The sequence below is a fragment of the Citrobacter sp. T1.2D-1 genome (assembly GCF_950098555.1).
In the GTDB taxonomy this organism is placed as follows: Bacteria; Pseudomonadota; Gammaproteobacteria; order Enterobacterales; family Enterobacteriaceae; genus Citrobacter_A; species Citrobacter_A telavivensis.
In genome coordinates this window covers 62,603-85,465 of record NZ_CATNHH010000008.1, presented here as the reverse complement: position 1 = coordinate 85,465, position 22,863 = coordinate 62,603, and the positions used below count along the sequence as shown (strand labels likewise).

Genomic DNA, 22,863 nt, shown 5'->3' with positions numbered 1-22,863 from the left:
TTGGGGAGTCTATGCAGTACTGGGGAAAAATAATTGGCGTGGCCATGGCTCTGCTCATGGGCGGCGGCTTTTGGGGCGTGGTTCTGGGGCTGTTGATCGGCCACATGTTCGATAAGGCCCGCAGCCGAAAAATGGCGTGGTTTGCCAACCAGCGTGAGCGTCAGGCGCTGTTTTTTGCCACCACCTTTGAGGTGATGGGGCACTTAACCAAATCGAAAGGGCGCGTCACTGAAGCAGATATTCATGTCGCTAATGTACTGATGGATCGGATGAATTTGCACGGTGAATCGCGATCGGCTGCGCAAAATGCGTTCCGCATCGGAAAATCAGATAATTACCCGCTACGCGAAAAAATGCGCCAGTTTCGTAGCGTCTGTTTTGGCCGTTTCGATCTGATTCGTATGTTTCTCGAAATTCAGATTCAGGCGGCGTTTGCCGACGGATCGCTGCATCCCAACGAGCGTGAAGTGCTGTATGTGATTGCCGAAGAGCTGGGCATTTCCCGTACTCAGTTCGATCAGTTCCTGCGTATGATGCAGGGTGGCGCGCAGTTTGGCGGCGGCTATCAGCAGCAGTCCGGCGGCGGTGGCTGGCAGCAGGCGCAGCGTGGCCCGACGCTGGAAGACGCCTGCAACGTACTGGGGGTTAAACCCACTGACGATGCGACCACCATCAAACGCGCTTACCGTAAGCAGATGAGCGAGCACCATCCGGATAAGCTGGTGGCGAAAGGTCTGCCGCCCGAAATGATGGAGATGGCGAAGCAAAAAGCGCAGGAAATTCAGAAGGCTTACGAGCTGATCAAAGAACAGAAAGGCTTTAAATAATGGTTTTGCCGGATGGCGACGCAACGCGTCTTATCCGGCCTACAAAGCCCAAACGTAGACCTGATAAGCGTAGCGCCATCAGGCATTATTGTTAAAAATCTGCCGGCGCTTTAAACGTCATGCTATTGCCGTACGCGGGGTGGGTGATGGTCAGCATCTCGGCATGCAGTTGCAGTCGGGGGGCCATCGCCAGCGCGTCGGGTGGCGCATAAAAGCGGTCACCGAGAATCGGATGACCTAGCGCCAGCATATGGACGCGCAGTTGATGCGAACGTCCGGTGATGGGCTTCAACACGACTCGCGCAGTGTTATCTGCCGCAAACTCCACCACTTCATATTCGGTCTGCGCCGCTTTACCGGTTTCATAACACACTTTCTGCTTCGGGCGATTCGGCCAGTCGCAGATCAGCGGTAAATCCACCAGCCCCTCTGCGGGCGCGGGATGTCCCCATACCCGCGCCACATACTGTTTTTTCGGCTCACGCTCGCGAAACTGACGCTTCAACTCCCGCTCTGCCGCTTTGGTGAGGGCTACTACAATCACGCCGCTGGTCGCCATATCCAGACGATGCACAGATTCTGCCTGCGGATAGTCGCGTTGAATACGCGTCATCACGCTGTCTTTATGTTCCTCAAGACGCCCCGGCACAGATAACAGGCCGCTCGGCTTGTTGACTACCATTATGTGCTCATCCTGATACAGGATCACCAGCCAGGGATCCTGTGGCGGATTGTAGTTTTCCATCCCCATTTTCGGCTCCGTTACTGATGCGTGACGACGATGAGACGCAGTGAATCCAGACGCCATCCCGCCTGATCGAGGCTTTCCAGCACCTGCTGACGGTTGCTTTCAATTGCCGCAAGTTCGTCATCACGTATGTTCGGGTTGACGGCGCGCAGCGCTTCCAGGCGCGACAGTTCGCCAGACAGTTTTTCATCCGCTTCATTACGCGCGGCGTCAATCAGGGCGCGGGCAGACTTCTCAACCTGCGCCTCACCCAGTTGCAGAATCGCATGTACATCCTGTTGCACCGCGTTGACCAGCTTGCTGCCGGTGTGGCGGTTAACGGCGCTCAGCTGACGGTTGAAGGTTTCAAACTCTACCTGCGCGGCGAGGTTATTGCCGTTTTTATCCAGCAGCATGCGTACCGGCGTTGGCGGCAGGAAGCGGTTAAGCTGAAGCTGTTTCGGCGCCTGCGCCTCAACGACATAGACCAGTTCCAGCAGCAGCGTTCCAACCGGCAAGGCTTTGTTCTTCAGCAACGAAATGGTGCTGCTGCCAGTATCGCCGGAGAGGATGAGGTCCAGACCGTTACGAATCAGCGGGTGTTCCCAGGTAATAAACTGGGCATCTTCACGCGACAGCGCCACGTCACGCTCAAAGGTAATGGTGCAGCCGTCTTCCGGCAGGCCCGGAAAATCCGGGACCAGCATGTGATCGGACGGGGTCAGCACAATCAGGTTTTCACCGCGATCGTCCTGATTAATCCCCACGATATCAAACAGGTTCATGGCAAAGGCGATAAGGTTAGTGTCATCATCCTGCTCTTCGATGCTTTCAGCCAGTTGTTGCGCCTTTTCGCCGCCGTTGGAATGGATCTCCAGCAGGCGGTCACGGCCCTGCTCCAGTTGTAACTTCAGCGCTTCATGCTGTTCGCGACAGGTTTTGAGCAGTTCATCAAAGCCGTCGGTCTCTTCGGGCGCCGCCAGATAGTTGATCAGGTTGCTGTAGACCATGTCATAGATGGCGCGACCGGTCGGGCAGGTGTGTTCGAACGCGTCCAGACCTTCGTGATACCAGCGAACCAGCACCGACTGGGCGGTTTTCTCTAAGTATGGGACATGGATTTGGATATCGTGCGCCTGGCCGATACGGTCGAGGCGGCCAATACGCTGCTCCAGCAGGTCCGGGTTAAACGGCAGGTCGAACATCACCAGGTTGCTGGCAAACTGGAAGTTACGTCCTTCTGAGCCAATTTCTGAGCACAACAGCACCTGCGCGCCGCTGTCCTCTTCGCCAAACCAGGCGGCGGCGCGGTCGCGTTCGATAATTGACATACCTTCGTGGAAGACGGCGGCGCGGATACCTTCACGTTCGCGCAGCACTTGTTCCAGTTGCAGGGCGGTTGTCGCCTTCGCGCAGATCACCAGCACTTTCTGCGAGCGATGGCTGGTCAGGTAGCCCATCAGCCACTCAACGCGCGGGTCGAAGTTCCACCAGGTGCCGGTATCGCCTTCAAATTCCTGATAAATTTGTTCCGGATAGAGCATATCGCGCGCTCTGTCCTCGGCGTTTTTGCGGGCCCCCATGATGCCGGACACTTTAATAGCAGTCTGATACTGCGTCGGCAGCGGCAGCTTAATGGTGTGCAGTTCGCGTTTCGGGAAGCCTTTCACACCGTTACGGGTGTTACGGAACAGCACGCGGCTGGTGCCGTGGCGGTCCATCAGCATGGAGACCAGTTCCTGACGCGCGTTCTGCGCACCGTCACGGTCGCTATTGGCGGTTTGCAGCAGCGGCTCTATATCCTGCTCGCCGATCAGTTCACCCAGCATGTTGAGCTCTTCATTGCTGAGTTTGTTACCAGCCAGCAGCATAGCGACGGCGTCGGCCACCGGACGATAGTTTTTCTGCTCTTCAACAAATTGTTCGAAATCGTGGAAGCGGTTGGGATCCAGCAGGCGCAGACGCGCAAAGTGGCTTTCCATACCCAGTTGTTCCGGGGTGGCGGTCAGCAAGAGTACGCCTGGCACACGTTCCGCCAGTTGTTCAATCGCCAGATACTCGCGGCTCGGTGCCTCTTCGCTCCAGACAAGGTGGTGGGCTTCATCGACAACCAGCAGATCCCACTCGGCATCACACAGATGTTCCAGCCGCTGTTTGTTGCGGCGGGCGAAATCCAGTGAACAGATAACCAGCTGTTCGGTTTCAAACGGGTTCAGCGCATCGTGCTGTGCTTCGGCGTAGCGTTCGTCGTCAAACAGGGCGAAACGCAGGTTAAAACGGCGCAGCATTTCGACCAGCCACTGATGTTGTAAAGTTTCCGGCACAATGACCAGCACGCGTTCTGCCGCGCCGGACAGCAGTTGTTGGTGCAGGATCATCCCGGCTTCAATGGTTTTCCCCAGACCCACTTCATCCGCCAACAGCACGCGCGGCGCATGACGACGCCCCACGTCGTGGGCGATGTTTAACTGGTGAGGGATCAGACTGGTGCGCTGTCCGCGCAGACCGCTCCACGGCATACGGTACTGTTCACTCTGAAATTTACGCGCGCGATAGCGCAGCGCAAACCGGTCCATGCGGTCAATCTGACCGGCAAACAGACGATCCTGTGGTTTACTGAACGCCAGTTTACTGTCGAGCAGAACTTCACGCAGCGTCACGCCGGTTTCTTCGGTATCAAGACGGGTACCAATGTAGGCAAGCAAACCGCTTTCTTCTTTTACTTCATCGATTTGCAGTTGCCAGCCTTCATGGCTGGTAATGGTATCGCCAGGGTTGAACATCACGCGGGTCACGGGGGAGTCGCTACGCGCATACAGACGGTTTTCACCAGTGGAGGGGAAAAGTAAAGTGACGGTGCGCGCATCCATTGCGACGACGGTTCCAAGTCCCAGTTCGCTTTCTGTATCGCTGATCCAGCGTTGACCAAGTGTAAAAGGCATATTTGTTCGGCTCTATTTCTTTAATTGCAGGCAATAATCACCCTCTGCCAGGGAGATGCTATGGCAGAACGGTAAATTGGGTCCAGGAATGGAAAGGGCGCTATGGTAATGGATGGCGATGGATTCGTCACGCGTCAAAATAACCCTAATTGGCCTGTCAGTAGTGTAGCAAAGTTATCATCAATGAAGGGAAGAATTCCTTCCGCGACGGGCTGAAGCTGACGCGTCAGATAGTGTTCGTAATCCAGCGGCGAGTGTTGATAATCCTTTGGCTCCGGGCCGTTCAGGGTCCAGACATACTGGATAGTGCCGCGGTTCTGGTACTGCGCCGGACGTCCCCGCTTCAGGTTTTCTTCGTCAGCCAGTCTGGCGGCGCGCACGTGCGGTGGGACGTTGCGCTGGTACTCGCTCAACGGTCGACGCAGGCGCTTGCGATAGACCAGGCGATCGTCCAGTTCACCTGCCATCAGTCGATCAATGGTGTCGCGAACGTAATCCTGATACGGTTCATTACGAAAAATACGCAGATACAACTCCTGCTGGAACTGTTGCGCCAGCGGCGTCCAGTCGGTGCGCACGGTTTCCAGACCTTTAAACACCATCCGCTGGCGCTCTCCTTCCTGAATCAGGCCCGCATAGCGTTTTTTGCTGCCGGTATCCGCCCCGCGGATGGTGGGCATCAGAAAGCGGCAGAAATGCGTTTCATATTCCAGTTCCAGCGCGCTGGTGAGATTTTTCTCTTGTAGCGACTGCGTCCACCAGGCGTTGACGTGTTCCACCAGCGCACGGCCAATTTTCGCCGCTTCCTCTTCCGTGTGGGCGCGTTTCAGCCAGACGAAGGTGGAGTCGGTATCACCATAAATCACGTCATACCCCTGGGCTTCAATGAGCGTTTTGGTCTGGCGCATGATCGCGTGACCGCGCATGGTGATCGACGAGGCCAGGCGGGGATCGAAGAAGCGGCAGGCCGTCGTGCCGAGCACACCGTAAAAGGCATTCATGATGATCTTCAGCGCCTGAGAAAGCGGTTTGTTGCCGTGCCGCTTGGCGTCGTCGCGACCGTGCCAGATATTCGTCACGATCTCCGGCAAGCAGTGTTTTTCCCGCGAGAACCAGGCGTCGAGGAACCCTTCGGTGCTGTGTTCGGGATCCGGGTGCGCCATCCCTTCCACCAGACCGACGGGGTCTATCAAAAAGGTGCGAATGATCGAGGGGTACAGGCTTTTGTAATCCAGCACCAGCACGGAATCATACAAACCGGGACGTGAATCCATCACGTAACCGCCGGGGCTGGCGTGAGGCGGAATTTCACCGAGGTTCGGCGCGACGTACCCGGCACGGTGCATACGCGGAAAATAGAGATGGCCGAAGGCGGCGACCGAACCACCGTGGCGATCGACAGGTAATCCGTTGACCGTGGAACGCTCTAACAGGAACGGTACGATCTCGGTTTTATGAAAGACTCGCGTTACCAGCTCACAATCTTTCAGGTTATACATGGCAAGCGCGGGTTTATCCTCGGCAAAACGCCTGTCGATTTCATCCATGCGATCCCACGGATTATCGATCGATTTGCCTTCCCCAAGCAGCTCCTGCGAAACGGTCTCCAGCGAAAATGACGAGAAATTCCAGAAGGCAGACTTCAGCGCCTCAATGCCGTCAATAATCAGCCGACCTTTGGCCTGGGCGAAAAAAACGCCATTTTTAAAACCGTGTTCACGCCATTCGAGTTCGCTGTTATCGCGGCCAAAACGCAGCGGGATACGGTAGCGCTCAGCATGTTTTTGCAACACGCGCAGGTCGAACTGCACCAGATTCCAGCCAATGATGAGGTCGGGATCGTGGCGGGCAATCCACTCGTTCAGCTTTTCCAGCAGTTGCGGGCGACTGTTGACGTACTCAAGCTGGAAGTCGAGCGTCGACGCCTCGCCATTTTCGGGGCCGAGCATATAGACAACGCGCTGTCCGCAGCCTTCCAGTCCAATGCAGTACAACTCGCCGTGGCGGGTGGTCTCAATATCCAGAGAAAGCCACTTGAGCGGCGGGCGATAATCGGGATGGGGTTTTAATCGCGCATTAATGATGGCACCGTTGCGTGTCTCACCTTCGACCCACACCGGCGAGGTGATAAAGCGTTCCATCAGATAGCGTTCCGGCGGGCGGACATCGCCTTCATAAACCGTCACGCCGTTCTCACGCAACAGCTTTTCCAGACGCATCAACTGGCGATGCGAGCGACAGTAAAGACCCGAAACCGGCTGACGATGAAAATCTTTAAGATTAAGCGGCGTCAGGCGGTAGCCATTTTCAGCACTCAATAACGACGTGACGCGGGCGGTATGTGCGGTGGGGATAAACGCAACGGATTCCTGTGGCGCAAGCGTGACCTGCAAAGGCCCGCTGTCTGTTGCCAGCCAGAAGGTGACTTCTGTTCCCTGCGACGTATCCCGCCAGTGCCGGGTTAAGATAAAACCTGACTGCGCCACGCTGTGTATCCATCAAAAAAACCAGGCATGATTATAGCCTGGTTTACTCAGGGATACTGTTATTTTGTACAGGCGTGTGCCGCAGGATGAGGTATCCACTGTAGTAAAAGGATTCACGAAGTAAAAAACGCGCTTGCGCCAGCCAGGTTTGGTAACGGGTTGATGAGGTGGGGGATGACCAACTCTCAATGCCATCATCTTCGGCGAGCGTTTTCAGGCGCCGCATATGCAGTGGATCGCTCACCAATAGCGCGGTATGCCACCGCTGGCGCAGCAGGATTTGCTTCGCATAGCGGATATTTTCGCGAGTGATCGTAGAGTGCTCTTCAATAAAAATCGCCCTGGCAGGAACGCCTTTTCCCAGTACATATTGTCGGGCAATCGCCGCATCGGAAGCGGATGCCCCGGCGCTGTAACCTCCGGTTAGCACCAGCGCGCGTACCAGACCCTGCTGATAAAGCCAAATGGCGTGATCCAGCCTGGCTTCAAAGACCGGTGACGGTCGCCCTCCATCGACGCCAGCGCCTGCAACAATTGCGCAGTCCGTCGGTCGCGTCTCATCTTCCAGACTGAACTGATAAATAGCGACCGCGTTCCAGGTAAACACGGCAGCGATAACGACGATGAGGAATGTGGCGACTCTGACGATGTGTTGAATATCCCAGCTCCAGTGAGGGGAGTGCTAAGCGCATTCGCGGAATAGATTCCCTTCGTCGTTCAAGCCGCATTTTTGTTGGCTTCTTCTGTTCACCCCAGTCACATCATATTATCTATGCTTCTGGGGATTCATGGAAAAGCCATCGCAATGCGACTCGAAATCCATTGGGTATGGAGCCTGATAATAAGGGAAAGCGCAACGGTCTGACGAGCGCTTATTGCATGTTACTGCCCGTAATAGGCTTTAGCCCCGTGTTTGCGCAGATAATGCTTGTCCAGCAGCGTTTGCTGCATATCCGGTAACTGTGGCGCGAGCTGGCGGCAGAAAATGCCCATATAGGCGACCTCTTCTAAGACGATGGCGTTATGCACGGCGTCTTCGGCATTTTTCCCCCACGCGAAGGGGCCGTGTGAATGCACCAGCACCCCTGGCATCTGCGCGGCGTCGATGCCCTGTTTTGCAAAGGTTTCGACAATTACGTTGCCGGTTTCCCACTCATACTCGCCGTTGATTTCGCTGTCGGTCATTTTGCGGGTGCAGGGAATCGCGCCATAGAAATAGTCGGCGTGCGTGGTCCCCGTTGCCGGAATGGGCTGTCCGGCCTGCGCCCAGATGGTCGCGTGGCGCGAATGGGTATGCACAATACCGCCAATAGTGGGAAAAGCCTGGTACAGCAGACGGTGCGTCGGCGTATCGGACGACGGCTTTTTCTTACCTTCAACCACTTCCCCTGTCGCGATGCTGACAACCACCATATCTTCTGCGGTCATTACGCTGTAATCGACGCCGGAAGGTTTGATCACAAAGACGCCGCGCTCGCGATCGACCGCGCTGACGTTCCCCCAGGTGAGGGTGACCAGGTTGTGCGTTGGCAGCGCCAGATTCGCTTCCAGCACCTGACGTTTGAGATTTTCTAGCATGTTTTTCTCCCTGCCTGATGACGGCGTAAACGCCTTTTCAGGCCTACGCAGAGAGGTAGACCTGATAAGCAAAGCGCCATCAGGCAACCATTCGCTTAACGTTTAAAGCCGTAATACACTTCGTTCCAGCGCAGCGCGTCCTTGAAGGCGGGCAGGCGCGTATCGTTATCAATCACGGTGATTTCGATATCGTGCATTTCGGCGAACTGACGCATGTCGTTCAGATCCAGCGCATGACTGAAGACGGTATGGTGCGCACCGCCGGCCAGGATCCATGCTTCAGACGCGGTCGGTAGATCCGGCTGCGCTTTCCACAGTGCGTTCGCGACGGGCAGTTTTGGCAGCGCGTGCGGGGTCTTCACGGTGTCGATGCCGTTGACCAGCAGACGGTAGCGATCGCCGAGGTCGATCAGGCTGGCAACGATCGCCGGACCGGTTTGGGTGTTGAAGATCAGGCGAGCAGGGGCGTCTTTACCGCCAATGCCGAGATGCTGGACGTCGAGGATCGGTTTGTCTTCCACGGCGATGGTCGGGCAGACTTCCAGCATATGGGAGCCGAGTACCAGATCGTTGCCTTTTTCGAAGTGATAGGTGTAATCCTCCATAAAAGAGGTGCCGCCCTGCAGACCGGTTGACATCACTTTCATGATGCGAAGCAGAGCGGCAGTTTTCCAGTCGCCTTCGCCGGCAAAGCCATAGCCTTGCTGCATCAGACGCTGTACGGCCAGACCCGGAAGCTGTTTCAGACCGTGTAAATCTTCAAAGGTGGTGGTGAACGCGTGGAAGCCACCCTGTTCCAGAAAGCGCTTCATACCCAACTCGATCCGCGCTGCTTCCAGCACGTTCTGGCGTTTTTCGCCGTGAACCTGAGTGGCGGCGGTCAGGGTATAGCTGCTTTCGTATTCATCAATCAGGGCGTTGATGTCACCATCGCTGATGGAATTGACCACCTGCACCAGATCGCCGACCGCCCAGGTGTTAACCGAGAAGCCGAACTTGATCTGCGCGGCGACTTTATCGCCATCGGTGACCGCCACTTCACGCATGTTATCGCCAAAGCGGCACACTTTCAGATGACGGGTATCCTGTTTCGATACCGCATGGCGCATCCAGGAACCGATGCGCTGCTGCGCCTGTGGGTCCTGCCAGTGACCGGTTACGACCGCGTGCTGTTGACGCATACGCGCGCCGATGAAGCCAAACTCACGACCGCCGTGCGCGGTCTGGTTCAGGTTCATAAAGTCCATATCGATACTGTCCCACGGCAGGGCGGCATTGAACTGGGTGTGGAATTGCAGCAGAGGTTTGTTGAGCGTCGTCAGGCCGTTGATCCACATTTTGGCCGGAGAGAAGGTATGCAACCAGACCACCAGACCCGCACAGCGTTCGTCATAGTTTGCGTCACGGCAAATGGCGGTGATCTCATCCGGTGTGGTCCCCAGCGGTTTTAACACCAGCTTGCAGGGCAGTTTGGCTTCGGTATTCAGCGCCTTGACGACGTGCTCAGCGTGCTGAGTCACCTGACGCAGCGTCTCAGGGCCGTACAAGTGCTGGCTGCCAATTACAAACCACACTTCATAGTTATCAAAAATAGTCATTGTCGTGTCCTTAGTGAGTCAGGGTTGCCTGGTCAGCCGGCGCAGTATTTACCGGGGTGGCAGTCGGAAGATAATGTTGTTCAGCGCTTACCGCCCACTGCTGGTAGCGACGATAGAGCTGTTCGAAACGTTGCGCCTGTTCGGGGCGAGGTTGCAGTGTGTTTTCCACTGCGCTGGCCATTTTCCGCTGGGCCGCAGGAATATCGGCATACACGTTGGCCGCCACGGCGGCGAAGATGGCTGCACCGAGTGCACAGCACTGATCGGAGGCGACGATTTGTAGCGGACGGTTCAGCACATCGCAGCAGGCCTGCATAATGACTTTGTTTTTCCGGGCGATGCCGCCCAGCGCCATCACGTTGTTGACCGCAATGCCTTGTTCGGTAAAGCATTCCATAATGGCCCGCGCGCCAAAGGCGGTCGCCGCGATCAGCCCGCCAAACATCGCCGGGGCGTCTGTGGCCAGATTCAGATCGGTCATCACCCCTTTCAGACGCTGGTTTGCGTTCGGCGTACGGCGACCGTTAAACCAGTCAAGCACCACCGGCAGGTGATCCAGCGACGGGTTCTTCGCCCAGGCTTCGGTTAATGCCGGCAGCAGTTGCTTCTGACTGGCGTTAATCTGCGCTTTCAGTTCCGGGTGCTGCGCGGCGAGTTGCTCCAGCGGCCAGCCGAGAATGCGGCCAAACCATGCATAGATATCGCCAAAGGCAGATTGCCCCGCCTCCAGACCGATGAAACCGGGCACCACGCTGCCGTCGACTTGCCCGCAAATGCCTTTCACGGCGCGCTCGCCGACGCTTTGTTTATCCGCAATCAGGATGTCGCAGGTTGAGGTACCAATCACTTTCACCAGCGCGTTGGGCTGCGCACCCGCGCCGACGGCACCCATGTGGCAGTCGAACGCGCCACCGGAGATGACGACATTTTCCGGCAGACCGAGGCGCTGCGCCCACTCGGCGCACAATGTCCCAACCGGCAGATCGGCGGTGAACGTGTCTGTGAACAGGGGATACTGCAAATGCTGGTTAATCAGTGGGTCGAGTTCGTCGAAGAAGCCGGCGGGCGGCAGACCGCCCCAGCTTTCATGCCACAGTGATTTATGCCCGGCGCTACAGCGACCCCGGCGGAGATCCTGTGGACGCGTGGTGCCAGAAAGCAGGGCAGGCACCCAGTCGCACAGTTCAATCCAGGAGACGGCGGCCTCGGCGATCGCGCTGTCTTCGCGGGTAACATGAAGGATCTTTGCCCAAAACCATTCGCTGGAGTAAATGCCGCCGATGTAGCGGGAGTAATCGACCTTGCCCGGCGTATGGCACAGACGGGTAATCGCTTCGGCTTCTTCCACCGATGTGTGATCTTTCCACAGGACGAACATCGCATTCGGGTTTTCCGCGAACTCTTCCCGGAGCGCCAGCACGTTGCCATCGGCGTCAATCGGCGCTGGCGTTGAGCCCGTACTGTCGACGCCAATCCCAACGACCTCCGCGCGCTGCGCCGCGCTCAGTTCAGCCAGTACGCTTTTCAGCGCTGCTTCCATCGACTCCATGTAGTCGCGCGGATGATGGCGGAACCGGTTGTTCGGCGCGTCACAGTAACGCCCTTCCTGCCAGCGCGGGTACCACTCAACGCTGGTGGCGATCTCTTCGCCGGTGGCGCATTCCACTGCCAGCGCGCGCACAGAATCACTGCCAAAATCGAGGCCAATTGCAATTGCCATCCTCTTACTCCATCCAGAAATACGGGTATGGAGAAACAGTAGTGAGTGGGGATAAAAACCGTCAGGTAGGATCCGCTAATCTTATGGATTAAAATGCTATGGCATCGCAAAGTGTGACGCCGTGCAAATAATCAATGTGGACATTTCTGCTCTAGTTATAGACACTTTTGTTACCCGTTTTTGTCGCAGTCACCGAGCAGAGTTGTTACATAATGCTTTTCACACGCGGGATTGATGGTCTGCCAATGACATTGCGGTGGCGAGGCAGGGCGCAAACAATGCCGCCTTGCGTAATATGGACAATTTGTTTCCTCACTGAACCTCGGGAGTCGTGAAATTATGGCTGAACCGCAAAATGACCCTCTCCTGCCGGGGTACTCGTTTAACGCGCATCTGGTTGCTGGTTTAACGCCGATAGATGCCAACGGATATCTGGATTTTTTTATCGACAGGCCGTTGGGGATGAAAGGCTATATCCTTAACCTCACGATTCGGGGGGAAGGGGTGATTAAAAATCACGGCAGAGAGTTTGTCTGCCGACCAGGCGATATTTTGCTGTTTCCGCCGGGCGAAATTCATCACTACGGGCGCCACCCGGATGCCAGCGAGTGGTATCACCAGTGGGTTTACTTTCGTCCTCGCGCTTACTGGCAGGAGTGGTTGACCTGGCCGTCCATCTTTGCGCAGACCGGTTTTTTTCGCCCGGACGAGGTGCACCAGCCGCACTTTAATGAACTGTTCGGCCAGATTATCAGCGCCGGACAGGGGGAAGGTCGCTACTGCGAGCTGCTGGCGATCAACCTGCTGGAGCAGCTACTGCTGCGGCGTATGGAAGCGATCAATGCGTCGCTGCACCCGCCGATGGATAACCGCGTGCGCGATGCCTGTCAGTACATCAGCGATCATCTGGCGGACAGCCATTTTGATATTGCCAGCGTTGCTCAGCACGTCTGCCTGTCGCCGTCGCGCCTGTCGCACCTGTTCCGTCAACAGTTGGGCATTAGCGTGCTGAGCTGGCGTGAGGATCAGCGCATTAGCCAGGCGAAACTGCTGCTCAGTACGACACGTATGCCGATTGCCACCGTCGGACGCAATGTCGGGTTCGACGATCAGCTCTATTTCTCCCGCGTCTTTAAAAAATGTACCGGTGCCAGCCCAAGCGAGTTCCGCGCGGGTTGTGAAGAAAAAGTGAATGATGTGCCCGTAAAGATGTCATAACCTGTAACGATTCAGACAATTGATGGCTTGACGAAGCAGGGATGGGTTAGCAGAATCCCTGCTTCGTAAATCTGACGGACGCATTATGCAAGCATTGCTGGAACATTTCATTCTCCAGTCCGCCATGTACTCTTTGATTGCTGTGGCGCTGGTGGCTTTCCTGGAATCGCTGGCGCTGGTGGGGTTGATTTTACCGGGAACGGTAATGATGGCCGGGCTGGGTGCCCTGATCGGCAGCGGGGAGCTTAACTTCTGGCATGCCTGGCTGGCGGGAATTATCGGCTGTCTGCTTGGCGACTGGATCTCGTTCTGGCTGGGCTGGCGCTTCAAAAAACCGCTGCATCGCTGGTCGTTCATGAAAAAGAACAAGGCGCTGTTGGATAAAACCGAGCACGCGCTGCATCAGCACAGTATGTTCACGATTCTTGTGGGGCGTTTTGTCGGACCGACGCGCCCGCTGGTGCCGATGGTCGCCGGGATGCTGGATCTGCCGGTGGCGAAATTCATCACGCCAAATATTATTGGTTGCGTACTCTGGCCGCCGTTTTACTTTCTGCCGGGGATTCTGGCCGGTGCGGCAATTGATATTCCGGCGGGAATGCAAAGCGGCGAGTTTAAGTGGCTGCTGCTGGCGACAGCCGTTCTGCTATGGCTTGGCGGCTGGCTGTGCTGGCGCCTGTGGCGCAGCGGAAAAGCCGCGACGGACCGTTTAACCCACTACCTGCCAAAAGGACGTCTGCTCTGGCTGGCGCCAATGGTGCTGGGGATGGGGATTGTCGCGCTGGTGACGTTGATCCGCCACCCGCTGATGCCGGTGTATATCGATATTCTGCAAAAAGTGGTGGGACACTGATATTCCTGGCGGATGGCGTGTATCTCATAGGTGATATTCCTGGCGGATGGCGTGTATCTCGTAGGCCGGATAAGCGTCAGCGCCATCCGGCAACACCTTTCAGCAACACCTTTCAGTTAGCCTTAATCCCCAACAGCGCTGAGGCGCTGGCTCTACCGCTCAGCAATTCATTGGTTTTGCCCTGCCACGCGATGCGACCGTCGGCCACGACGACTGAGCGCGGGGCGATGCGCGCCGCATCTTCGACGCTGTGTGAAACCATCAGTAGCGTCAGTTGGCGGGCGTGGCAGATATCGCTCACCAGGGTCAGCATCTCCTGGCGCAGGGCGGGGTCAAGGGCTGAAAACGGTTCGTCCAGCAGCAGAACCGGCTGTTCACGCACCAGACAACGTGCCAGCGCCACACGCTGGCGCTGGCCGCCGGAAAGCTCGCCGGGCAGGCGAGCCATCAACGTCTCGATCCCCATTTGTTGCGCGATATGCCGGCGCTTCTCTTTCTGTTCAGCGCTTAATTTCAGTCCGGGATCCAGCCCCAGCCCGATGTTTTGCTCAACGTTTAAATGGCTGAACAGATTATTTTCCTGAAACAGCATCGAAACCGGGCGGCGTGACGGCGGCGTGGTGGTGTGGTCTTCCCCTTCGATCAGCAGGGTGCCGCGGGCAGGCGTGAGAAAACCAGCGATCAGACTCAGCAATGTACTTTTCCCAGCGCCACTCGGCCCCAGAATTGCCACCTGTTCACCGCGTGCCACGGACAGCGTAAAGCGCATGGGCAGGTGGTGATAAAGCCAGGTGATATCAGTCAGTTTTAACATTTCGCCCCGGTAACGTCTCAATAACGGTAAATAAAATAAAGCACAGGATCAGCAGTAAGAGCGCAGTGACGGCGCCGTCCTGACTGCGATAAGAGCCAATTTGCTGATACAGATAAAACGGTAGGGTGCGGAAGTCATCGTTGCCGAACAGCGCCACCACGCCAAAATCACCGATAGACAGTACGCAGGCAAAGGCCAGCGCCTGCGCCAGCGGGCGTTTCAATGCCCGCAGTTCTACGATTTTTAGCCGCCGCCAGCCTTCAACCCCCAGCGACTGACACAGCATCGTGTAGCGGGCGGTAATATCGCGCATCGGGTTTTCCAGCACTTTCAGGGCGTAGGGAATGGCCATCAGCGCATTGGTGAAAATCACGATACCGTCTGCGGACTCCGGCAGGCCGATGCTGTTGTTGAGCAACAGGAAGAAACCGGTGGCCAGCACAATGCCCGGCATCGCGAGAATAAGCATACCGCTTAGCTCCAGCGCTTGTCCTGCCAGTAGTTGCTGACGGGCGCGCAGTTCGCGACTGCTCCACAGCAGCATCATTGTCAGGATCACGCACAGCAGACCCGCAGCCAGCGCAATGCGCAGCGAGGTCCACACCGCCTGCCACAAAATGGGCTGCGCAAGCACGTCCAACAGATGGCGATTCACCCCGTCGACCATCACGGCCAGCAGGGGGGGGAGCAACAGCAGAAGCGCGATACCGATCAGCAAGGCATCGGTTAAACGGCTGTACAGCCGATCGTCCGGATCGCACCAACCCTGAACCAGCGTGGTGCCTGGCGCGATAGCTTTACTCAATCGTTGACTGAGGAGCATCAGCCCCAGACAGCACACCATCTGGATCAGCGCCAGCATGGCGGCGCGGGCGGGATCGTAGTCGAAATTCAGCGCCTGATAAATCGCCAGTTCGATGGTCGTCGCCTGCGGCCCGCCGCCCAGCGACAGGACGGTAGCGAAGCTGGCAAAACAGAGCATAAAAATCAACGCGGCGACCGGTGGTATCTGGCGGCGTAGCCACGGCCACTCAACAAAACGGAAGAACTGCCAGCCGCGAATACCCAATTGTGCGGCCAACTGACGCTGTTCACCGGGGATATTTTCCAGCGACTGCAACAGCAGGCGGCTTGCCATCGGCATATTAAAAAAGACGTGGGCCAGCAGAATGCCCTGCAATCCGTAAGGCGAGAAGGTCCACTCCATCCCGAGCATGTGCCAGAGCGTGGCTAACCACCCCTGGCGTCCATAGACGCTGAGAATACCAAATACTGCGACCAGCACCGGGAGGATTAGCGTCATGGCGCACAGGCGCAGCAGGGCCAGACGCCCCGGAAAGCGGCGTCGGTACAGCGCACGAGCAAGGAAGATGGCCGGAACGACAGAAAGCACCGCCGACAGGAAAGCCTGCCAGAAGGAAAAGCGCACCACGTGCCACAGGTAGCTGTCCTGCCAGAGCGAGGACCATGCCGCCTGCGGCGCGTTGAACCACAGGGCCAGAAAGGCCGCCAGCGCTACCGCCACCATCAGCATGGCGGCGGAAAGGCCGGGAGCCAGCCAGCCAGCAATTAACGGCTGACGGCGCGTTGCCATTCGCTAATCCATGCCTGACGTTGTGCCGCCACTTCTGCGGGCGTGAACTCCAGCGTGGTCGCGGGTTTAGTCAGTTGTTCGAACCCGGCGGGCAGGGGGACATTCACCACCGGATACATCCAGTTGCCGGTCGGGATTGCAGTCTGAAACGCGGGCGAGACCATGAATTTGAGAAACTTTTCCGCCAGTTCAGGTTGCTTACTGGCCGCGGTACGCGCGGCAACTTCCACCTGCAGGTAATGGCCCTCGCTAAAGTTGGCCGCCGCGTAGTTCTCTTTTTTCTCTTCGATGATGTGATACGCCGGAGAGGTGGTATAGCTCAGCACCAGATCGCTTTCCCCTTTCAGGAACAGGCCATAGGCTTCGCTCCAGCCTTTGGTGACGGTGACAGTTTTTGCCGCCAGTTTCTGCCATGCCTGCGGTGTTTTATCGCCATACACTTTCTGCATCCACAGCATCAGCCCAAGTCCTGGCGTACTGGTGCGCGGATCCTGATAAATCACTCGCCATTTCTGATCGCTCTCGACCAGTTCCTTCAGGTTCTTCGGTGGGTTTTTGAGTTTGTTTTTGTCATACACGAAAGCGAAGTAGCCGTAATCAAACGGAACGAAGGTGTCATTCTTCCAGCCGCCAGGGACATTGACCGCCTCGCTGGCGACACCGCTTTTCGCGAACAACTGGGTTTGCGTCGCCGCTTCCAGCAGGTTGTTATCCAGCCCAAGCACCACGTCGGCTTTGCTGTTTTTCCCTTCCATCCGCAGACGGTTGAGGAGTGAAACGCCATCTTCCAGCGCCACCAGTTTCAGCTCACAGTTGCAGTCGGCTTCAAAGGCTTTTTTCACCGCCGGGCCAGGGCCCCAGTCAGCGGCGAACGAGTCGTAGGTATAGACGGTCAGGACCGGTTTTGCGAAGGCAGGCGCTGCGCACAGCACCAGTAAAGGAAGACATTTTTTTAACACTTTGCACCTCAATAGAAGAGTGGCAAAGGATTTTGAGCGGTAGCCTCAAATCCCTTCGCCGGCGTTATCCGGATCAGGTTCGACGGGTATTTTCTCAGCCCACGCCTCTGGCGCAGCACCCCGTTGAGAACGCCACATTGTAATGATTACGTGAAGAGATCAAAAGGACTAAGGATCTGGCGGGGCAAACCACGCGGATTTAAAGTCGAACCAGCCGAGGGTGTTCATGCGCAAGCCACGCATACTGCGCTGCCCCTGAATAATCAGCCAGTGGTGAATAAGCGGGACAATCGCTTTGCTGGCGAGTAGTTGCTGGCACCACGCGGCCAGATTCATCTCGCCGGTGCGCCATCGTGCGGCGTCGGCTTCCCAGTCCAGCGGAATGCAGTGCTGCAACAGCGGGACTTCGCACAGATGCGCGAACAAGGAGAAGTCGAGCGGCAGGGTGAAGTTGGCGCTGTTAAGCCAGATGTCGCTCTCAATTTCCCCTGCATGCCACTGATCGTAGTCGATCTCCTGAATTTCCAGCGTCACCTGATGTTCAGCCAGCAGCTGACTCATGATCTGCGCAATCACTTGGTGTTCGATGTGTTCGTGATAATAGGTCAGCGTGAGCGTTTCCAGCCCGGCGGGTTTCTCGCCGTGGCCCGGTCGAGCGTGATGCCAGCGGGGCAGCAAACCGTAGGCCGGGAACCAGTGGCGCTGATACTGTTCATCGGCATAGTAAAGCAGGTTGCTCGGTGACAGTACGCGACTGACCCACTCTCTGACCTCCTGATTGGCGCCGCGATGGGTACGGGCGTCGAACAGCAGGTAATAGCACCCTTCTTCCAGGCGGCTTTCGATGGCCTTCTCATCTTCTGTGGGACCTTTCAACGTCAGACCGCCGTTCGGCTCGTCACCAATATCCGGCAGTACCCAGACGTTCACTTCATCAATCAGTGCCCGAAAACCGAAGAAATCGTCAAAGGCGTGGATTTTCAGCTGATTACGTGTATTTCGTATCACGGCGTAAGGGCCGGTGCCAATCGGATGGCTGGAGAAATTGCTCAGGGTTTCCCATTCGCGTGGCAGGATCATCGCCGGGACCTGGCCCAGCAACCACGGCAGCCAGCGATCGGGCTGAGACAGGTGAATGTCCAGCGTCCAGGATGTTGGCGAGACGATCTCGCTGATATGGGAATAGAGCGGTAAGACGTTAATGCGCGTCAGGGACGACACCACATCGTCCATTTCCAGTTCACGACCGTGATGAAAATGGATCCCCGGACGCAGAAAAAAGCGCCAGTGCAGGGGAGAAATTTGTTGCCAGTGATGGGCGATATCCGCTTCCAGTTCCCCATTTTCCTCATTTACGCGGGTCAGGGCGCTGAAGATTTGGCGGGCAATATGGGTTTCTGAGCGTCGCAGCGCGCTGCCCGGCAGTAGATTTTGCATCGGGCGGTAGTAAAGAACACGAAGAATATGACGACCCTGACGGAAACTGCGGCCCAGATGGGAGACCAGCATCTGCCGTACGGCCGTTTTGTCACCCACCAGTTGCACCAGTTGATCGATGCGATCCTGCTCCAGTAGATCTTCCGCGCGCTGCTGCTGGAGCGCCAGTCCGGTATACAGGAAAGTTAAGCGTGAACGTTTTCCGCGTCCAACCTCTGCTTCCCACGTTAGCCAACCGCGTTCCTGCATAGTATTGAGCAGCGTACGCATATGGCGACGGGAGCAGCTCAGGAGATCCGCCAGTTCGTTAAGCGTGGTGTCCTGCGTTTTGCCGTCGCAGCATTGCCACAAGCGGATGAACTGTTGTTGCAGACGGCCAGAAGACATAAAAGGGGAACTCCTGCGGAAAACTCAGCAATTTTATTATCCCTATATTAGGCCAATAATACATTCCGATGAAGCACTATGAAGGGGTCATCTATGCGCCAGTTTTATCAGAAGTACTTTGCCGCGACAGAAGGGTTGTCTTGGTTGGCTTGCCTGAGCGCGCCGCAGCGCTTAAAGATGCTGGAAGAACTGATGCAGTGGGAGGTGACAGCCTGACCCTGGAGTAGCAGACATCATGTGTGACTGAGTATTGGTGTTAATCACCGCGCCAGCAGGTATTATCTGCTGGCTTTTTTCGTTTTGACTTCGTTTATATACGAAATCATTCAGGCCAGACGGCAAGTGAGTGAATCCCCAGAAGTATGTGACTGGGGGTGAGCGCGCGTAATTAACGCAGAGGCAGCCTGAAGGATGACGTGTGTATTAAGGGATAAATATGCTCTGGTTGATCACGATGGGACGACGTCTCAACGGTGTGTACGCGGCGTTTATGCTGGTCGCATTTATGATGGGCGTGGCAGGGGCGCTACAGGCCCCGACGCTGAGCCTGTTTCTCAGTCGCGAGGTCGGGGCGCAGCCGTTCTGGGTGGGACTGTTCTATACCGTTAACGCCATCGCCGGGATTGGCGTGAGTCTTGCGCTGGCAAAACGCTCCGACAGCCAGGGAGACCGCCGCAAGCTGATTCTGTTCTGTTGTCTGATGGCAGTCGGTAATGCGCTGTTGTTTGCCTTTAATCGTCACTATCTGACGTTGATTACCTGCGGCGTACTGCTGGCGTCGCTGGCAAATACCGCGATGCCGCAACTGTTCGCCCTGGCACGGGAATATGCCGACAGCTCGGCGCGTGAAGTGGTGATGTTCAGTTCGGTGATGCGTGCACAGCTTTCACTGGCGTGGGTGATTGGCCCGCCGCTGGCATTCATGTTGGCGCTGAATTATGGCTTCATGATGATGTTTTCGATTGCCGCCACGATTTTTGCGCTCAGTTTCATCCTGATTGCCTTTATGCTGCCATCCGTCGCCCGCGTTGAACAACCTGCGGATGTGCCGGTCAGCCAGGCCGGTGGCTGGCAGGATAAAAACGTCCGCATGCTGTTTATTGCCTCCACGCTGATGTGGACCTGCAACACCATGTACATCATCGATATGCCGCTATGGATTAGCGCAGAGCTTGGACTGCCGGATAAGCTTGCCGGGATCCTGATGGGGACCGCTGCAGGGCTGGAAATCCCGGCGATGATCCTTGCTGGCTTTTACGTCAAACGCTTCGGCAAGCGACGGATGATGGTTACCGCCGTGGCGGCGGGCGTGCTGTTTTATCTCGGGCTGATTTTCTTCCATAGCCATCGGGCGCTGCTTATCCTGCAGCTGTTCAATGCCGTGTTTATCGGCATTATTGCCGGTATTGGAATGCTCTGGTTTCAGGATCTGATGCCGGGCAGGGCCGGATCGGCGACAACGTTATTTACCAACAGCATTTCGACTGGCGTCATTCTGGCAGGGGTTATCCAGGGGGCTGTCGCGCAGAGCTACGGTCACTTCGCGGTGTACTGGGTGATTGCGGCGATTTCGCTGGTGACGCTGGTGATGACCGGGCGGGTGAAAGACGTTTGATTTATGGATTGCCGGATGGCGGCTAACGCCTTATCCGACCTACAGAAATTCGTAGGCCGGATAAGCGCAGCGCATCCGGCATGGCGGGCTTAGCGCATAAACGCGGGCTGTTTCTCTTCGTAGGTGGCGATCGCATCTTCGTGCTGCAGCGTCAACCCGATGCTGTCCAGACCGTTCAACATGCAGTGGCGGCGGAAGTCGTCGATCTTAAAGCTGTAAGACTTATCGCCTGCTTTCACTACCTGCGCGACCAGGTCCACTTCAAATGTAATCCCCGGATTGGCTTTGACCAGGTTGAACAGCTCATCCACCTCATCGTCGCTCAGCTTCACAGGCAACAGCTGATTGTTAAAGCTGTTGCCATAGAAGATGTCCGCGAAGCTCGGCGCAATCACTACTTTGAAGCCATAGTCCGTCAGCGCCCACGGCGCGTGCTCACGGGAAGAGCCGCAGCCGAAGTTCTCACGCGCCAACAGAATCGAGGCCCCTTGATACTCCGGGAAATTCAGGACGAACTCCGGATTCGGCTGTTGGCCGTTCTCATCCAGAAAACGCCAGTCATTGAACAGGTGCGCGCCAAAACCGGTGCGGGTAACCTTCTGCAAGAACTGCTTAGGAATGATGGCGTCGGTATCGACGTTGGCGGCATCCAGTGGGACAACCAGGCCTTGATGTTGGGTAAATTTCTCTGCCATGGGAGTCTCCTTATTTGATGCTGCGAATATCGGCAAAATGACCGGTAACGGCAGCGGCAGCGGCCATCGCCGGGCTGACCAGATGGGTACGCCCACCACGACCCTGACGACCTTCAAAGTTACGGTTGCTGGTCGACGCGCAGCGCTCACCTGGATTCAGGCGGTCATTGTTCATTGCCAGACACATGGAGCAACCCGGCAGACGCCACTCGAAACCGGCTTCGATAAAGATCTTATCCAGCCCTTCTGCTTCTGCCTGCGCCTTCACCGGACCGGAGCCTGGAACCACCAGAGCCTGGACGCCCGGCGCGACTTTACGGCCTCTGGCGACTTCCGCGGCGGCGCGCAAATCTTCAATACGCGAGTTGGTGCACGAGCCGATGAACACTTTATCAATCGCCACTTCCGTTAACGGTACGCCGGACTTCAGGCCCATATAGGCCAGCGCTTTCTCGGCACTGGCGCGTTCAACCGGATCGGTAAAGGACGCCGGATCGGGAATGTTGTCGGTAACGGCGATGACCTGGCCCGGGTTGGTTCCCCAGGTTACCTGCGGGGCAATCTCTTCTGCCTGTAAGGTCACAACCGTATCAAAGCTTGCATCAGCGTCGGTTTGCAGTGTTTTCCAGTACGCGACTGCGTCATCAAAATCGTTGCCTTTCGGCGCGTGCAGACGACCTTTGACGTAATTGAAGGTGGTTTCATCCGGGGCAACTAATCCGGCTTTGGCACCCATTTCGATAGCCATGTTGCACAGGGTCATACGGCCTTCCATGCTCAGGGCTCGGATGGCATCACCGCAAAACTCAACGACGTGACCGGTCCCACCGGCGCTACCGGTTTTACCGATAATCGCCAGCACGATATCTTTCGCAGTGATCCCCGGCGCGGCGGTGCCGTTGACTTCAATCTTCATGGTTTTGGCGCGGCCCTGTTTCAGGGTCTGGGTCGCCAGGACGTGCTCCACTTCGGAGGTGCCAATACCGAACGCCAGTGCACCGAAGGCACCGTGGGTTGCGGTATGCGAGTCGCCACAAACGATGGTCATTCCCGGCAGGGTCACGCCTTGTTCCGGCCCCATCACGTGAACGATACCCTGATACGGGTGGTTCAGATCGTACAATTCAACGCCAAACTCGTTGCAGTTTTTAATCAACTCCTGCATCTGGATACGCGCCATTTCACCGGACGCATTGATATCTTTGGTCTGCGTAGAGACGTTGTGATCCATCGTGGCAAAGGTTTTGCCCGGCTGACGAACCGGACGACCATGTGCACGCAGACCGTCGAACGCCTGCGGAGAGGTCACTTCATGCACCAGATGTCGGTCGATATACAGCAGCGGGGTTTCGTTGTGCGCTTCATAGACTACGTGCGCATCAAACAATTTTTCGTATAACGTTTTAGCCATGA

At 56.6% G+C, this 22,863-nt stretch carries 18 protein-coding genes and 1 riboswitch; of the genes, 5 read left to right on the top strand and 13 right to left on the bottom strand.

The annotated features are described in order from the left end of the window. The first annotated feature begins 11 nt into the window (after positions 1-11). The gene (gene djlA / locus QQZ17_RS09395; RefSeq protein WP_046475383.1) at positions 12-827 is read left to right on the top strand and encodes a co-chaperone DjlA; all 816 of its coding nucleotides are present in this window, start codon (positions 12-14) and stop codon (positions 825-827) included. Positions 828-918: 91 nt separating this feature from the next. Here djlA and rluA read toward each other — a convergent pair whose 3' ends face one another. The 7 genes from rluA to araB all read right to left on the bottom strand — a co-directional run bounded on the left by rluA (position 919) and on the right by araB (position 11,878). Beyond that, a complete protein-coding gene (gene rluA, locus QQZ17_RS09390) occupies positions 919-1,578 on the bottom strand; it encodes a bifunctional tRNA pseudouridine(32) synthase/23S rRNA pseudouridine(746) synthase RluA (protein ID WP_152405899.1) in 660 nt (219 codons plus the stop codon). Positions 1,579-1,589: 11 nt separating this feature from the next. Beyond that, positions 1,590-4,496 (bottom strand): RNA polymerase-associated protein RapA, encoded by a 2,907-nt coding sequence (gene rapA / locus QQZ17_RS09385; protein ID WP_152405898.1) that lies wholly within the window; start codon positions 4,494-4,496, stop codon positions 1,590-1,592. A 134-nt stretch (positions 4,497-4,630) separates the two neighbouring features. Beyond that, positions 4,631-6,982: a DNA polymerase II gene (polB, locus tag QQZ17_RS09380; RefSeq protein ID WP_152405897.1), complete on the bottom strand. Its 2,352-nt coding sequence runs from the start codon at positions 6,980-6,982 to the stop codon at positions 4,631-4,633. Positions 6,983-7,025: 43 nt separating this feature from the next. Next, positions 7,026-7,640, bottom strand: a complete 615-nt coding sequence (locus tag QQZ17_RS09375) for a YdcF family protein (protein ID WP_342395157.1) — start codon at positions 7,638-7,640, stop codon at positions 7,026-7,028. 224 nt (positions 7,641-7,864) lie between these two features. After that, a complete protein-coding gene (gene araD, locus QQZ17_RS09370; protein WP_152405895.1) occupies positions 7,865-8,560 on the bottom strand; it encodes an L-ribulose-5-phosphate 4-epimerase in 696 nt (231 codons plus the stop codon). A 95-nt stretch (positions 8,561-8,655) separates the two neighbouring features. After that, positions 8,656-10,158, bottom strand: a complete 1,503-nt coding sequence (gene araA / locus QQZ17_RS09365) for an L-arabinose isomerase (RefSeq protein ID WP_152405894.1) — start codon at positions 10,156-10,158, stop codon at positions 8,656-8,658. 10 nt (positions 10,159-10,168) lie between these two features. Next, positions 10,169-11,878 carry a ribulokinase gene (gene araB, locus QQZ17_RS09360; protein ID WP_152405893.1) on the bottom strand — a complete coding sequence of 570 codons (1,710 nt, stop codon included), beginning with the start codon at positions 11,876-11,878 and terminating at the stop codon, positions 10,169-10,171. A 339-nt stretch (positions 11,879-12,217) separates the two neighbouring features. Between araB and araC the strand changes: the two genes are divergently transcribed. Together araC and QQZ17_RS09350 are read left to right on the top strand one after the other, a co-directional pair. Continuing rightward, entirely contained in the window at positions 12,218-13,096 is an 879-nt protein-coding gene (gene araC, locus QQZ17_RS09355; RefSeq protein ID WP_152405892.1) for an arabinose operon transcriptional regulator AraC, read from the top strand. Between the two features lie 85 nt (positions 13,097-13,181). Further along, positions 13,182-13,949 carry a DedA family protein gene (locus QQZ17_RS09350; protein ID WP_152405891.1) on the top strand — a complete coding sequence of 256 codons (768 nt, stop codon included), beginning with the start codon at positions 13,182-13,184 and terminating at the stop codon, positions 13,947-13,949. A 112-nt stretch (positions 13,950-14,061) separates the two neighbouring features. Here QQZ17_RS09350 and thiQ read toward each other — a convergent pair whose 3' ends face one another. The 4 genes from thiQ to sgrR form a co-directional block, all read right to left on the bottom strand. Then, positions 14,062-14,763: a thiamine ABC transporter ATP-binding protein ThiQ gene (gene thiQ, locus QQZ17_RS09345; protein ID WP_152405890.1), complete on the bottom strand. Its 702-nt coding sequence runs from the start codon at positions 14,761-14,763 to the stop codon at positions 14,062-14,064. Next, entirely contained in the window at positions 14,747-16,357 is a 1,611-nt protein-coding gene (gene thiP / locus QQZ17_RS09340) for a thiamine/thiamine pyrophosphate ABC transporter permease ThiP (RefSeq protein WP_152405889.1), read from the bottom strand. The genes thiQ and thiP overlap by 17 nt, the downstream gene beginning before the upstream one ends. After that, positions 16,333-17,316 carry a thiamine ABC transporter substrate binding subunit gene (thiB, locus tag QQZ17_RS09335; RefSeq protein WP_152405888.1) on the bottom strand — a complete coding sequence of 328 codons (984 nt, stop codon included), beginning with the start codon at positions 17,314-17,316 and terminating at the stop codon, positions 16,333-16,335. The genes thiP and thiB overlap by 25 nt, the downstream gene beginning before the upstream one ends. 32 nt (positions 17,317-17,348) lie before the next feature. After that, positions 17,349-17,449: riboswitch (TPP riboswitch) on the bottom strand. A gap of 35 nt (positions 17,450-17,484) precedes the next feature. Further along, positions 17,485-19,140 carry an HTH-type transcriptional regulator SgrR gene (gene sgrR / locus QQZ17_RS09330; protein ID WP_152405887.1) on the bottom strand — a complete coding sequence of 552 codons (1,656 nt, stop codon included), beginning with the start codon at positions 19,138-19,140 and terminating at the stop codon, positions 17,485-17,487. 93 nt (positions 19,141-19,233) lie between these two features. Here sgrR and sgrT point away from each other — a divergent pair, with 93 nt between their 5' ends. Continuing rightward, a complete protein-coding gene (sgrT, locus tag QQZ17_RS09325) occupies positions 19,234-19,356 on the top strand; it encodes a glucose uptake inhibitor SgrT (RefSeq protein WP_042323887.1) in 123 nt (40 codons plus the stop codon). A gap of 220 nt (positions 19,357-19,576) precedes the next feature. Further along, on the top strand, positions 19,577-20,755 hold the full coding sequence (locus tag QQZ17_RS09320; protein ID WP_152405886.1) for a sugar efflux transporter: 1,179 nt from the start codon (positions 19,577-19,579) through the stop codon (positions 20,753-20,755). An 89-nt stretch (positions 20,756-20,844) separates the two neighbouring features. Here QQZ17_RS09320 and leuD read toward each other — a convergent pair whose 3' ends face one another. After that, complete coding sequence (leuD, locus tag QQZ17_RS09315) at positions 20,845-21,450, bottom strand: 3-isopropylmalate dehydratase small subunit (RefSeq protein WP_152405885.1); 606 nt, start codon at positions 21,448-21,450, stop codon at positions 20,845-20,847. A 10-nt stretch (positions 21,451-21,460) separates the two neighbouring features. Beyond that, positions 21,461-22,861 (bottom strand): 3-isopropylmalate dehydratase large subunit, encoded by a 1,401-nt coding sequence (leuC, locus tag QQZ17_RS09310; protein ID WP_152405884.1) that lies wholly within the window; start codon positions 22,859-22,861, stop codon positions 21,461-21,463. Positions 22,862-22,863 lie beyond the last annotated feature (2 nt).